Origin of the sequence: Nonomuraea indica (assembly GCF_002850745.1) — a bacterium.
In the GTDB taxonomy this organism is placed as follows: domain Bacteria; phylum Actinomycetota; class Actinomycetes; order Streptosporangiales; family Streptosporangiaceae; genus Nonomuraea; species Nonomuraea indica.
Map to the genome: position 1 here is coordinate 385,536 of NZ_KZ559470.1, position 13,577 is coordinate 399,112.

12 protein-coding genes are annotated in these 13,577 nt (G+C 73.8%); 4 read left to right on the forward strand and 8 right to left on the reverse strand.

Features of this window, described 5'->3' with window-relative positions:
• Positions 1–17: 17 nt before the first annotated feature.
• The 6 genes from CXR44_RS16485 to CXR44_RS16510 are packed head-to-tail and all read right to left on the reverse strand — an operon-like array spanning position 18 to position 6,039.
• On the reverse strand, positions 18–1,007 hold the full coding sequence (locus CXR44_RS16485; protein WP_245899205.1) for a proline racemase family protein: 990 nt from the start codon (positions 1,005–1,007) through the stop codon (positions 18–20).
• On the reverse strand, positions 1,004–2,005 hold the full coding sequence (locus CXR44_RS16490; protein ID WP_101786904.1) for a proline racemase family protein: 1,002 nt from the start codon (positions 2,003–2,005) through the stop codon (positions 1,004–1,006). The genes CXR44_RS16485 and CXR44_RS16490 overlap by 4 nt, the downstream gene beginning before the upstream one ends.
• Complete coding sequence (locus tag CXR44_RS16495; protein ID WP_180903462.1) at positions 2,002–2,895, reverse strand: dihydrodipicolinate synthase family protein; 894 nt, start codon at positions 2,893–2,895, stop codon at positions 2,002–2,004. Before CXR44_RS16495 ends, CXR44_RS16490 begins: the two co-directional genes overlap by 4 nt.
• Positions 2,892–4,649, reverse strand: coding sequence for an FAD/NAD(P)-dependent oxidoreductase (locus tag CXR44_RS16500; protein WP_101786905.1), 1,758 nt, complete (start codon positions 4,647–4,649; stop codon positions 2,892–2,894). The genes CXR44_RS16495 and CXR44_RS16500 overlap by 4 nt, the downstream gene beginning before the upstream one ends.
• Complete coding sequence (locus CXR44_RS16505; RefSeq protein ID WP_101786906.1) at positions 4,646–4,894, reverse strand: (2Fe-2S)-binding protein; 249 nt, start codon at positions 4,892–4,894, stop codon at positions 4,646–4,648. Before CXR44_RS16505 ends, CXR44_RS16500 begins: the two co-directional genes overlap by 4 nt.
• A complete protein-coding gene (locus CXR44_RS16510; protein WP_101786907.1) occupies positions 4,891–6,039 on the reverse strand; it encodes an NAD(P)/FAD-dependent oxidoreductase in 1,149 nt (382 codons plus the stop codon). Before CXR44_RS16510 ends, CXR44_RS16505 begins: the two co-directional genes overlap by 4 nt.
• A 95-nt stretch (positions 6,040–6,134) precedes the next feature.
• Here CXR44_RS16510 and CXR44_RS16515 point away from each other — a divergent pair, with 95 nt between their 5' ends.
• A complete protein-coding gene (locus tag CXR44_RS16515) occupies positions 6,135–7,124 on the forward strand; it encodes a COX15/CtaA family protein (protein WP_101787004.1) in 990 nt (329 codons plus the stop codon).
• A gap of 61 nt (positions 7,125–7,185) precedes the next feature.
• Entirely contained in the window at positions 7,186–7,881 is a 696-nt protein-coding gene (locus CXR44_RS16520) for a SanA/YdcF family protein (protein WP_245899206.1), read from the forward strand.
• Here CXR44_RS16520 and CXR44_RS16525 read toward each other — a convergent pair.
• Positions 7,853–9,019, reverse strand: coding sequence for a PrsW family intramembrane metalloprotease (locus tag CXR44_RS16525; protein ID WP_101786908.1), 1,167 nt, complete (start codon positions 9,017–9,019; stop codon positions 7,853–7,855). The two genes, CXR44_RS16520 and CXR44_RS16525, sit on opposite strands and share 29 nt — an antisense overlap.
• A 65-nt stretch (positions 9,020–9,084) precedes the next feature.
• Positions 9,085–10,041, reverse strand: a complete 957-nt coding sequence (locus CXR44_RS16530; protein ID WP_101786909.1) for a heme o synthase — start codon at positions 10,039–10,041, stop codon at positions 9,085–9,087.
• Between the two features lie 351 nt (positions 10,042–10,392).
• On the opposite strand from CXR44_RS16530, the gene tkt reads away from it, so the two are divergent.
• Together tkt and tal are read left to right on the forward strand one after the other, a co-directional pair.
• Complete coding sequence (tkt, locus tag CXR44_RS16535) at positions 10,393–12,423, forward strand: transketolase (protein WP_245899217.1); 2,031 nt, start codon at positions 10,393–10,395, stop codon at positions 12,421–12,423.
• Positions 12,424–12,425: 2 nt separating this feature from the next.
• Positions 12,426–13,517: a transaldolase gene (tal, locus tag CXR44_RS16540; protein WP_101786911.1), complete on the forward strand. Its 1,092-nt coding sequence runs from the start codon at positions 12,426–12,428 to the stop codon at positions 13,515–13,517.
• Positions 13,518–13,577: the final 60 nt, after the last annotated feature.

The following is a 13,577-nucleotide window of genomic DNA, read 5'->3' on the forward strand; positions in this document are numbered from 1 at the left end:
ATCATCTCCCTGCGCGGTCATCTCAGGGTGAACCCGGTGCCGAGCGGGTCGTCCGGGTCGAGCTCGAAGACGTGCCGGCCGGTGCGGTAGGCCATGCCCTCGATCTCGGGGACGACGCCCTGCGGGGTCTGCGCCACCACCCGGGCGCGAAAGACGCTGCCGACGACGCTCTCGTGCACGAGCGGATCGCGGACGCCCTCGTCGTGCAGCAGGGCCAGTCGCGCGGCCGTACCGGAGCCGCACGGGGAGCGGTCCACCTCGCCGTCGGCGAACACGGTGACGTTGCGCTGGCGGACGTGGCCGTCGCCGCCGGGCAGCTCGTCGTAGAAGATCACCCCGTACACGCCGGACAGCCGGTCGTCGCCGGGGTGCCGGGTGGCCGGGTGCCCGGCCAGGGCAGCCTTGACCCGGCGGGCGGCGGCGACGAGGCCGGTCAGGTCCTCGGGCCGTACGGCGAGGCCCGCCGCGCGGGCGGGCAGGCAGGCGTAGACGGCCCCGCCGTAGGCGAGGTCCACCCGCAGCCCCGCCGCCTCGACGGAGCGGGCGAGGACGAACGACGGGACGCTGACGAACGTGACGGACCGGATGCGGCCGCCTTCCGTGCGGACCCGGGCGGTGACCCGGCCGGACGGCACGTCGACGCGCACGTCGGTGTCACCGTCGGGCGGGGCCTCGACCAGGCCCTCCCGCACGGCGTGCACCCCGAGCGCGATCGTGCCGTGGCCGCAGGCGGTGGAGAAGCCGTCCTTGTGCCAGAACAGCGCGCCGGCGTGCGCGCCCGGGTCGTCGGGCGGGACCAGGAAGCAGCCGTACATGTCGGCGTGGCCGCGCGGCTCGTGGCAGAGCAGCCGGCGCACCCGGTCGGCCGCGCTGCCCGGCACGGCCGCCCTGGCGCGCCGGTCGAGGACGCCGTCGCCGGGCAGGCCGGGGGCCCCGCCGGTGACGATCCTGAACGGCTCGCCGCCCGTGTGGTAGTCGACCGTGGTGATCGCGGGCCCGCCCGTCACAGCTCGAACCCCTCGGGGAAGGGGTCGCGCGGGTCGAGGAAGTACTGGGCGGTGCCGGTCACCCAGGCCCGGCCGGTGATCGAGGGCACCACGGCGGGCCGGCCGCCGACCGTGGCGTCCTCCAGCAGCCTGCCGACGAAGCGGGTGCCGATGAACGACTCGTTGACGAAGTCACGGCCGAGCGGCAGCTCGCCCCGCGCGTGCAGCTGGGCCATCCGCGCGCTGGTGCCCGTGCCGCACGGTGAACGGTCGAACCAGCCGGGGTGGATGGCCATCGCGTGGCGCGAGTGCCGGGCGTCGGAGCCGGGCGCGGCGAAGTAGACGTGGTGGCAGCCGCGGATGCGGTCGTCCTCGGGGTGCACCGGCTCGGCCGCCGCGTTGATCGCCTCCATGGTGGCCAGCCCGGCGGCGAGGATGTCGTTCTTGGCCTTGCGGTCGAACGGCAGCCCGTAGGCGTCGAGGTCGGCGATGGCGTAGAAGTTGCCGCCGTAGGCCAGGTCGTAGCGGATCTCCCCGAACCCGGGCACGGTCACGGTCGCGTCGAGCCGGTCGCAGTAGGACGGCACGTTGCGCAGGGTGACCGACAGGGCCATGCCGTCCTGGACGGCCACGTCGACCACGACGAGGCCGGCGGGCACCTCCAGCCGGACGGTGGTGACGGGCTCGACGACCTCGACCATGCCGGTCTCGACCAGCACGGTCGCCACGCCGATGGTGCCGTGCCCGCACATCGGCAGCAGCCCGGAGACCTCGATGAACAGCACGCCCCAGTCGGCGTCGGGGCGGGTGGGCGGCTGGAGGATGGCGCCGCTCATGGCGGCGTGGCCGCGCGGCTCGTTCATCAGCAGCCTGCGGACGTGGTCGAGGTTGTCGCGGAAGTGGATGCGCCGCTCGGCCATGCTGGCGCCGGGGATCACGCCCACCCCGCCGGTGATGACGCGGGTGGGCATGCCCTCGGTGTGGGAGTCGACCGCGTGGAAGACGCGCCTGGTCCTCATCGCAGGCCCTCCGCCAGCGCCTTCTCGGTCACGGCGCGCACCGCGGCGGCGTGCTCGTCGGTGAGCGGGCCGCGCGGCGGCCGGCACGGGCCGCCGCGACGGCCGGCCAGGTCCATGGACAGCTTGATCGCCTGGACGAACTCGGTCCTGCTGTCCCAGCGCAGCAGCGGGTGCAGCGTGCGGTAGAGGGGCAGCGCGGTGGCGAGGTCGCCCGCGACGGCCGCCCGGTAGAGCTCCACGCTGGAGGCGGGCAGCGCGTTGGGGTAGCCGGCGATCCAGCCGACGGCGCCGGCCAGCGCGAGCTCCAGCAGCACGTCGTCGGAGCCGATCAGCAGGTCGAGCTGGGGCGCCAGCTCGGCGATCTCGTAGGCCCGGCGCGGGTCGCCGGTGAACTCCTTCACGGCCACGATGAGGCCCTCGTCGAACAGGCGGGCCAGCAGCGCGGGCGTGAGGTCCACCTTGGTGTCGTACGGGTTGTTGTAGGCGACGACGGGGATGCCGGCCCTGGCCACCTCGCGGTAGTGCTCGACGACGGCCCGCTCGTCGGCCCGGTAGGCGTTGGGCGGCAGCAGCAGCACCGAGCCGCAGCCGGCCTCGCGGGCCTGCTCGGCCCACCGCCGCGACTCGGCGGCGCCGTACGCGCCGACGCCGGCCATCACGTTGCGCCCGCCGACGGCCTCGACGGCGGTGCGGACCACGGCGGCCCGTTCCTCGCCGGTGAGCGTCTGGTACTCGCCGAGCGAGCCGTTGGGCACCACGCCGTCGCAGCCGTTGTCGACCAGCCAGCGGCAGTGTCCGGCGTAGCCTTCGAGGTCGACGGACAGATCGTCGTGGAGGGGCAGCGCGGTGGCCACCATGACGCCCTGCCAGGGCTTGACGCGCTCGATCATGCTGAGTCCTTCCCATCTGCGGTGCTTGCCGCGCTGGAGTCGTCGCCGGCCTCGGTGCCGGTCTCTCCCGGGATGCGGGTCGGTTCTGAGGGGCCTTGCGGGCCCGGCGGCCCCGCCGGTGCCGGCGGGTCGCTCGGTGTCGGCGGGTCGGTCGGTGCCGACGGGTCGCTCGGTGCCGACGGGTCGCTCGGTGCCGGCGGGTCCGTCGGTGCCGGCGGGTCCTTCGGTGCCGGCGGGTCGGTCGGTGCCGGCGGGTCCGTCGGTGCCGGCGGACCGGTGGGATCCGGCGGCGGGGCCGGGTCGAGGACGCCGGCCGGGTCCTGGGCGGCGGTCTCGACCCGGGCGCTCGTCAGGGCGGCGAGCGCGCCGAGGGTGACCGGCTGGGCGAGGGGGCGGCGCGGCTCGCCGACCGGCGCGCCGGTGAGGCGGGCGACGGCATGGCCGCAGACGCGGCCCTGGCACCAGCCCATGCCCGCCCGCGACAGCAGCTTCACCGCGCGGACGTCGGTGGCGCCCAGCTCCCGGGCCTCGCGGATCCGGGCCAGCGGCACCTCCTCGCACCGGCAGACGAGCGTGTCGTCGCGCAGCCACCGCTGCCATCCGGGCCCGATCGGGTACGCCTCCAGCAGCGCGCGGGCGAACGCCTGCAGCCTGTCCCTGCGCCGGGCCAGCACCCCGGGGACGGGATCGCCGGGGGCGCTGATCGTCAGGCCGGCGATGCGGCCCTCCAGCTCGGCGAGGTGCCTGCCGCCCACGCCGGCCGGCTCGCCCGCCGCCCACACCCCCGGCACGGAGGTGCGCTGCCGGTCGTCCACGTCGAGCACCGGGCTGCCGTCGAGGTCGGCCCGCGTCCGGCAGCCGACCTGGACGCCGAGGTCGATCTGCGGCACGAACCCGTAGCCGGTCGCCAGGGTGTCGCAGGCGAGGCGGCGGGTGGACAGCACGTTCCAGTCGCGGTCGAGGCGCGCCACGGTGACGGCCTCCAGCTCGCGCTCGCCGTGCGCGGCGACCACGGCCTGCCGGGTCCGGTACGGCACGCGGTGCCTGGCCAGGGCGAGGGCGTAGCCGGCCGCCTCCCCCGCCTTCCCGGCGGCCAGCAGCGGATGCCGGGCCAGCCCGAGCCCCCCGCCGGCCTCGTACACGCCGAGGACCCGGGCGCCGGCACCGGCCAGACCGGCCGCGACGGGCAGCAGGAACGGCCCGGTGCCCGCCACGACGATCCGGCGGCCGGCGACGACCCCGTTGCCCTTCAGCAGCGCCTGCGCGCCGCCCGCCGTGAGGACGCCGGGCAGGTCCCAGCCGGGGAACGGCAGCGGCCGGTCGTACGCGCCGGTGGCCAGCAGCAGGCGCCGGCTCCGCACGGCGACGGGGCTTCCGTCGGGTGCGGTGCAGCGCAGGGTGAACGCGCTGTCGTGCCCGCCGTCACGCGTCAGGGCCGCGGAGGCGTCGGCGGCGTCGGCGGCGTCGGCGGCGTCGGCGGCGTCGGCGGCGTCGGCGGCGCGGCGTTCCACGGCCCACACCTGGTGGCCGAGGAGCAGGTCGGCGCGTCCGGCGAGGGCCCGGGCCTGCCGCCGGAACCGGTCGAAGCCCGGCGTGCCGGGGTGCGCGCCGGCGGGGTGGCGGAAGTACTGGCCGCCGAGGCGCGCGCCCGAGTCGACGAGCACCACGCTCAGCCCGGCCAGCGCCGCGGTGAGCGCGCCCGCCACCCCGGCGGGCCCCCCTCCGACGACGGCGAGGTCGTGGACGCGGGTCATGACGTGGTCACCTCGTCTCCGGGGCGGGCCTGCAGGAGGCAGGCGCGTTCGGGCGGGCGGCCGTTGACGGTGACGAGGCAGTCGAAGCACACCCCGATGCCGCAGAACAGCCCGCGCGGCCGCCCGCCGAAGCGGGTGGCGCGCCACGAGCGGATGCCCGCGGCGTGCAGGGCCGCGCCGACCGTCTGCCCGGCCGTCACGGGCACCGGCCGGCCGTCGACGGTGATCTCGAAGGCGTCTGTCACGCTGACTCCTTGGCCGGGAACCGGTCGGGTCGGAAGGGGTGCAGGTCGAGGTCGGTGCGGGCGCCGGTGAGCGCCTGGGCGATCAGGTGGCCCGTGGCCGGGGCGAGGCCGATGCCGGCGCCCTCGTGGCCGCAGGCGTGCCAGAGCCCGGGGGCGCGCGGGTCCTGGCCGATGACGGGCAGGTGGTCGGGGCAGTACGGCCGGAACCCGCAGTAGGAGCGGATGGCGCGCACCTCACGCAGCGCCGGGAACAGGGCGACGGCCTGGGCGGCGAGCCGCGACAGCACGGGCAGCGACGTGGTCCGGTCGAAGCCGACGCGTTCCCTGCTGGCCCCGATGAGCACGGTCCCGGCGGGGGTGCCCTCCACGACGGCCGACGTCTCCAGGCCGGCGTTGTCGCTGGCCACGTTGGTGACGTAGGCGGCGGTGTAGACCTTGTGCCGGATGAGCGGCCGGGCGAGCGGCTCGGTGACGAGGATGAAGCCGCGCCGGGGCAGCACGGGCAGGTGCAGCCCGGCGAGCGCGGCGACCTCGCCGGCCCAGGTGCCTGCCGCGTTGACGACGGCGTCGCCAAGGATGTCGCCGCGGGTGGTGCGCACGCCGGTGACCCGGTCGCCGTCACGGGTGAAGCCGGTCACGGTGACGCCGGTGCGCAGGCTGAGCGCGCCGCGGCCGTAGCTGTCGGCGCCGTGCCTGAGCAGCCGGGCGGCGGCCAGCATGGGCTGCACCTGGGCGTCCTGCGGGTAGTGCACTCCGCCCGCCAGCCCGTCGGCCAGGTGCGGCTCGTGGTCGCGCAGGTCGGCGGCGGCGACGACCGTGTGCTCGACGCCCTGCTCGGCGGCCAGTCCGGCGAGCCGATCGAGCACCTCGGCGGTCTCGGCGACGACGAGGCCGCCCTTGGGCTCGTGCTCGAACCCGCCCACGCGCTCGGCCAGCGAGCGCCACAGCCCGCTGGACAGCACGGCCAGCTCCAGCTCGGGCCCCGGTTCCTTGTCGGAGACCAGCACGTTGCCCTCGCCGGCGCCGGTGGTGCCGCCCGCGACGGGACCGCGGTCGACCACGGTGACGTCGAGACCGGCGCGCGCCGCGTAGTAGGCGCACGCCGCGCCGACGACCCCGGCGCCGATGACGATGACGTCGGACATCCCCACCTCCGCCAGTAATATGTCACATATCGTACGGCTTGAGAAGGGCGTTCCCGATGGCCGGACCGGCACCCCCGGCCCGTACCATCGATGACGTGAAGCTACCCACCGACCACCGGCACCCTCTCGTCCGGCCGCTGCTGTCGTTCTGGACGCCCACGGCCGAGTCGCTGCGCGGCTGGGCGCTGGCGTCGGTGGTGGTCAACGCGGGCATCACCGTCTCCGGGGCGGCCGTGCGGGTCACCGGTTCCGGGCTGGGCTGCCCGACCTGGCCGCGGTGCACGCCCGACAGCTTCGTCCCGGTGCCGCATCCCGAGGTCGCGATGGCCAACATGCTGGTCGAGTTCGGCAACCGGCTGGTGACGTTCCTGGTGCTGGCGGTGGGGTTCGCCTGCGTGGTGGCGGCGATGCGGCTCGCCCCGCGCCGCCGCTCGCTGCTGGTGCTCGCCGGGCTGCAGCCGGTCGGCATCCTCGCCCAGGCGCTGTGGGGCGGGGTGGTGGTCAACACCATGCTCAACCCGTTCACCGTCGGCATGCACTACCTCCTCTCGATCGGCCTCACGGCCGCGTGCTGGGCGCTCTACCAGCGGGCGGGCGAGGGCGACGGCCCCGTGCGGCGGGTGGTCCACCGCGACATCCGCAGGCTCGGCCACGTCCTGGTCGCCGCGGTGTTCGCGCTGCTCGTGGTCGGGGTCGTGGTGACCGGCACCGGGCCGCACTCGGGCGACGAGCTGGCCTCGCGCTTCGACCTCGACATCGAGACCGTCGCCCGGCTGCACGCCGACCTCGCCTATCTGGTGGTCGGGCTGACCCTGGCGCTGGCGTTCGCCCTGCACGTCACCGACGCGCCCCGGCACGCGCGGCGCGCGGCGCTGGCGCTGCTCGGCATCGAGCTGGCCCAGGGCGTGATCGGCTACGTCCAGTACTTCCTGGGCGTCCCGGCCCTCCTCGTCGGGCTGCACGTGCTCGGCTCGACGCTGGTCTGGATCGGGGCGCTGCGCGCGGTCACCGCGCTGCGCACCCGCGACCGCCTCGACGGCCCGGCCGCGAGCCCCTCCCCCACCGAAGCGGCCGTCACAGCCTGAGCCTTCGTGTCAGGGTATGTGGTGAGAAGTCCGCCACTCCCCCACCGCTGAGAGGTGCCTTTTGCGGCGATTAGTCCGCCCCTCCCGGAAGACCCTGCGGCGCGGCTACCAGACCCTGGTGCTGCTCAGCGTGCTCGCCCTGGCGCCCATGACATGGGCCTGGCTCGGCAGCGCGCCGCACCGGCTGGTGGCCGGCACGGACGGCTGGACCGCTCGGGTGCCCGTCGCCGAGGCGGCTCTGGTGCTCGGCGCGGGCCTGGCCGGCGGGCGCCCCACCCCCATGCTGGCCGCCCGGCTCGACCTGGCGGCCGAGCTGTACCGGGCGGGCCGGGTCAGGGCGCTCCTGCTGTCGGGCGACAACAGCCGCCGCGACTACGACGAGCCCACGGCGATGCGCGACTACCTGCTGGCCAGGGGTGTGCCGGGCGAGGTCGTCGTGCTCGACCACGCCGGCTTCGACACCTGGGACTCCTGTGTACGGGCCCGCCAGGTGTTCGGCGCCCGGCGGCTGACCGTGGTGACGCAGGCCTTCCACCTGCCGCGGGCGGTGACGCTGTGCCGTACGGCGGGGCTGGAGGCGTTCGGCGTGGGCGACGACTCGACCCGGCAGTGGGCGGCGGCCACCTACGTGTACGCGACGCGGGAGCTGGTGGCCACCGGCAAGGCGCTCGCCGACGCCGTGCTGCTCCGCGCCGAGCCCGTCTTCCCGGGACCGCCGGAGACGTCCCTCAGGGCGATCCTGGCACGGGCCCGCTGAATCCGCCGCCCGCGGGCGGGGGAAGCTGCGCCCGCGCGATGCTCATGCACTCCAGCAGGGCCCGCTGCTCCTCGTGGAAGGCCTGCTCGTCCACCACCCGGCGGGCGGCCCGCGCGTGCAGCAGGCCCAGCTCGGTGGCGGCCAGCTGGTAGTCGCTCATCGCCCGCAGCCCCCGCTTGCCGCCGTGCAGCTTGGCCCACTGCCGGGCCCGCCTGCGCCGGGGCAGCGCCGACAGCATGTGGATGTCGGCCTGGTCCACCAGCTTGGTCGGCTCGTACGGCGGCAGGTAGCGCTGCAGCAGCGCCACGATGCGCCGCCGGTCGGCGATGACCACGCAGATGAGCACGACGAGCACCACCATCAGCGCCCCGTAGGCCACCACCAGCCCCGGGAAGCCGCCGTAGGACACCAGGCCGTTCCACAGGCCGTGCAGGACCATCGCGCCCGCCCAGCCCGCCATGACGGAGAAGACCCGCTCCGGGCCGTGCCGGTGGGCGGCGTAGGCCACCGCGACGCCGATCATCGAGGTGAACAGCGGGTGCGCGAACGGCGACAGCACGCCGCGCAGCACCACCGTGACGGCCAGCCCCACGCCGCCCTGCTCGGAGTTGAGCGCCGCGATGTAGTAGCTGACGTTCTCGCTCATGCCGAAGCCGAGGCCGACCATGCTGGCGTAGATGATGCCGTCGGTGGGCCCGTCGAGCTCGGCCCGGCGGAACTTCAGCAGCCCGAGCAGGACGAGCCCCTTCATGGTCTCCTCGACCACGGGCGCGCCGAAGGTGGCGGCGAGGTTGCGGGCGCTGGTCGCGGAGAGGTTGCCCGCGTCGATGATGTAGTGCAGGTTGAGCGAGTTGACGACGCCCGCCACGAGCACCGCGATGCCGGCGCCCCAGGCGAAGGCGAAGACGAGGTTGCTGCGCGGCTCCGGCTCCATCCGGTCGAGCGCGAGCACGGCGGCCAGCAGCAGCGGCACGGGCGCCAGGGCGAGGACGAGCGCGATGAAGAACTGCACGGGTGCGCCGTTGAGCACGTCGAACGAGAAGGACACGAGCGCGCACACGCCGGTCACGACCAGCCCGATGATCAACGCGGACGACGGGCGGTCCTTCAACACCCAGCGTGGATCACGGGACGCCATACGGTGACTGTAACGGATCACGGAGGTGGTGTCCTGCCGCCGGGAACGCCCGCTCCGCGGGCCGCTCAGGCCAGCAGCGGGTCGATGGCGACGGCGAGGAACAGCAGCGCCAGATAGGCGTTGGACCAGTGGAAGAACCGCATGGGCCGCAGCGCGACGCCGGTCTTGCCGGCGTTGAGCCGGGCCAGCAGGCGGTGCACCTCCCACAGGCAGACCACGCCCAGGACGGCCGCCACGACCGGGTAGAACAGCGTCGTGCCCGCCACCGGCCACAGCGCCAGCGAGCAGGCCACGGTCGCCCAGGTGTAGGCGATCGACTCCAGGACGACCCGCCGCTCGGTGGCCACGACCGGCAGCATCGGGACCTTGGCCGCGGCGTAGTCCTCCTTGTAGCGCATGGCCAGCGTCCAGGTGTGCGGCGGCGTCCAGAAGAACACCACGCCGAACAGCACCAGCGGCGCCCAGTCGAGCCGCTCGGTGATGCCGGCCCAGCCGATGAGGACCGGCATGCAGCCGGCGATGCCGCCCCACACGATGTTCTGCGCGGTGCGGCGCTTGAGGATCATCGAGTAGACGAGGACGTAGAACAGGATCGCTCCGGTCGACAGCACGGCGGCCAGCCAGTTGGTCGTCAGCCACAGGCCTCCCGTCGACAGGAGGCCGAGCACGATGCCGAAGACCAGCGCCCCTCGCGGCGACACCTGGTGGCGGGCCAGCGGGCGCCGCCGGGTGCGGCGCATCTTCTGGTCGATGTCGCGGTCCACATAGCAGTTGAGCGCGTTGGCGCTGCCGGCCGACAGGGTGCCGAACACCATGACCGCGATCGAGGTCCACAGCGGCGGCAGGCCGCCGGCCGCCAGGAACATCACCGGCAGGGTGGTGATGAGCAGCAACTCGATGATCCGCGGCTTGGTGAGGGCGATGTAGGCCTTGACGACCATGCCGAAGGAACGCCCGGTCGTGCGCGGCGCCTCGGCCGCGGGGGCGGGGGCCGTCGCCTGCCTGTTGGTGAGCACCGTCAAGGCGCTTCCAGCACGTGCGGAGTCAACGCGTAACCTCTGATTAGAGCGGATCCGTGGGTGGGCGCCGTGGCTGCCCTGCGAACAACCAAACTGTAGTCGCAGGGTGGGCCGGTCCGGCCAATGGGGTGCTCGGGCCGTGCGGCCGGGCAGGATGTGCCTGCGCCCGGAGGAGGAGCGGGAATCCACGGCCTGTTCCACTCGGTTAAGGTCCGGTGTGGGCGGGATATGCCAACCGGCGCCACAACAGACGACTAGATTCCGGAGATCGAGCACTTGAGCACCGAACTCGTGCCAGCCCTCGAATGGACCGACCTCGACGACAAGGCCGTCGACGTCGTTCGAGCCCTGGCGATGGACGCAGTGGAGAAGGCGGGGTCGGGTCACCCCGGCACCGCGATGAGCCTGGCCCCCGCCGCATACCTGCTGTTTCAGCGTACGATGCGACACGACCCGACAGACCCGACATGGATCGGTCGTGACCGATTCGTGCTGTCTTGCGGTCATTCCAGCCTGACGCTGTACATCCAGCTCTACCTGTCCGGCTACGGTCTCACCCTCGACGACATCAAGCGGCTGCGGCAGTGGGACAGCCTCACCCCCGGCCACCCCGAGCACGGCCACACGGCCGGGGTGGAGACCACCACCGGCCCGCTCGGCCAGGGCCTGGGCAACGCGGTCGGCATGGCGATGGCGGCCCGCCGCGAGCGCGGCCTGTTCGACCCCGACGCCGCCCCCGGCGCCTCGCCGTTCGACCACCACATCTGGTGCATGGTCAGCGACGGCGACATCGAGGAGGGCATCAGCCACGAGGTCAGCGCCATCGCCGGCCACCAGAAGCTCGGCAACCTCACCGTCATCTACGACGACAACCACATCTCCATCGAGGACGACACGCTGATCGCCAAGTCCGAGGACGTGGTCAGGCGCTACGAGGCCTACGGCTGGCACACCGTCAGCGTCGACTGGACCGAGACCGGCGACTACGTCGAGGACGTCCGGGCGCTGCACGCGGCCCTGGAGGAGGCCCGCGCCGAGACCGACCGGCCCTCGTTCATCCGGCTGCGCACGATCATCGGCTGGCCCGCGCCCAACAAGCAGAACACCGGCAAGATCCACGGCTCGGCGCTCGGCGCCGAGGAGGTCGCGGCGACCAAGCGGGTCCTCGGCATGGACCCCGACGCCAGCTTCGACGTGCCGGCCGAGGTGCTGGAGCACGCCCGCGCGGTGGCGCAGCGCGGCCGCGAGGCACGCGCCGAGTGGGACCGGGCCTACACCGCCTGGCGTCAGGCCAACCCGGAGCGGGCGGCCGAGCTCGACCGCATCTCCCGCCACGAGCTGCCGGCCGGCTGGGCCGAGGCGCTGCCGTCGTTCGAGGCGGGCGGCTCGATGGCCACCCGCAAGGCCTCCGGCGAGGTGCTGAGCGCGCTCGCGCCGGTGCTGCCCGAGCTGTGGGGCGGCTCGGCCGACCTGGCCGAGTCCAACAACACCACGATGAAGGGCGAGCCGTCGTTCATCCCGGAGGAGCACCAGACCAAGGAGTTCCCCGGCAACCGCTACGGCCGCACCCTGCACTTCGGCATCCGTGAGCACGGCATGGGAGCCATCCTCAACGGCATCGCGCTGCACGGCGGCACCCGCCCCTACGGTGGCACCTTCCTCGTCTTCTCCGACTACATGCGCCCGTCCGTGCGCCTGGCCGCGCTGATGAAGCTGCCGGTCACCTACGTGTGGACGCACGACTCGATCGGCCTCGGCGAGGACGGCCCGACCCACCAGCCGATCGAGCACCTGTGGGCGCTGCGCGCGATCCCCGGCCTCGACGTGGTGCGCCCGGCCGACGCCAACGAGACGGCCTACGCCTGGAAGACCGTGCTGGAGCACACCGACCGGCCGGCGGCGCTCGCGCTGACCCGGCAGAACCTGCCGGTGTTCGAGGGCACCAGCGCCGACGGCGTGGCCCGTGGCGGCTACGTGCTGGCCGAGGCGTCCTCCGGCGTCCCGCAGGTGATCCTCATCGCCACCGGCAGCGAGGTGGAGCTGGCCGTCGGGGCGCGCGAACTGCTGGAGGGCCAGGGCATCGCGACGCGGGTCGTGTCGATGCCGTGTGTCGAGTGGTTCACCGGGCAGGACACCGCGTACCGGCAGACGGTGCTGCCGTCCGGCGTGAAGGCGCGCGTCGCGGTCGAGGCGGGCGTCCCGCTCGGCTGGCGGGAGTTCGTCGGCGAGGCGGGCGAGATCGTCGGCCTCGACCACTTCGGCGCCTCGGCGCCGTACAAGACGCTGTACGAGCAGTTCGGCCTGACGGCCGAGCGGGTGGCCGCCGCCGCTAAGGCGAGCCTGGCCAAGCTCGGTCAGGACAAGGGCGAGACGACGGGAAACTGAAGATGAGCGAGATCCTCAACAAGCTGTCGGGCCAGGGCGTCTCCGTCTGGCTCGACGACATCAGCCGCGAGCGGCTGCGCACCGGCAACCTGCAGCAGCTGATCCGCGAGAAGAACGTCGTCGGGGTGACCTCCAACCCGACGATCTTCGCCAGCGCGCTCAGCAAGGGCGACGCCTACGACACCCAGCTCCACGACCTCGCCGTACGCGGCGTGGACGTGGGCGAGGCCGTGCGCGCCATCACCACCTACGACATCCGCTGGGCGGCCGACGTGCTGCGCCCGGTCTACGACGCCACCGGCGGCGTCGACGGGCGGGTGTCGCTGGAGGTGGACCCGCGCCTGGCCCGCGACACCGACAAGACCGTCGCCGAGGCGCGCGCCCTGTGGTGGATGGTCGACCGGCCCAACCTGCTCATCAAGATCCCGGCGACCCTCGAGGGACTGCCGGCGATCACGCAGGCGATCGGCGAGGGCATCAGCGTCAACGTCACGCTGATCTTCTCGCTGGAGCGCTACCGCCAGGTCATGGACGCCTGGCTGGCCGGTCTGGAGGCCGCCCAGGCCAAGGGCCTCGACCTGGCCACGATCGAGTCGGTGGCGTCCTTCTTCGTCAGCCGCGTCGACACCGAGATCGACAAGCGGCTCGACCAGGCCGGCAGGCCGGAGCTGAAGGGCAAGGCGGGCGTGGCGAACGCGCGCCTGGCGTACGCGGCGTTCGAGGAGGTCATGAACTCCGAGCGCTGGCAGCGGCTGCGCGCCGCCGGCGCCCGCCCGCAGCGACCGCTGTGGGCCTCGACGGGCGTGAAGAACCCCGACTACCGCGACACGATGTACGTCGACGACCTGGTCGCGCCGGGCACGGTCAACACGATGCCGGAGAAGACGCTGGACGCGGTCGCCGACCACAGCCAGATCTCGGGCGACACCGTCCGCCCCTTCTACGAGCAGGCGTGGAACACCATGGCCGAGCTCAAGGAGGCCGGCATCGACTACGACGACGTGGTGCGGGTGCTCGAGGACGAGGGCGTGGAGAAGTTCGAGACGTCCTGGAACGAGCTGCTCGAGAGCGTCACCAAGAATCTGGTCCCCTGATGGAGGTGGACCACCGCCAGGGGGAGACGGCCCGCGCCGTCTTCCCCTGCGGCGCACCAG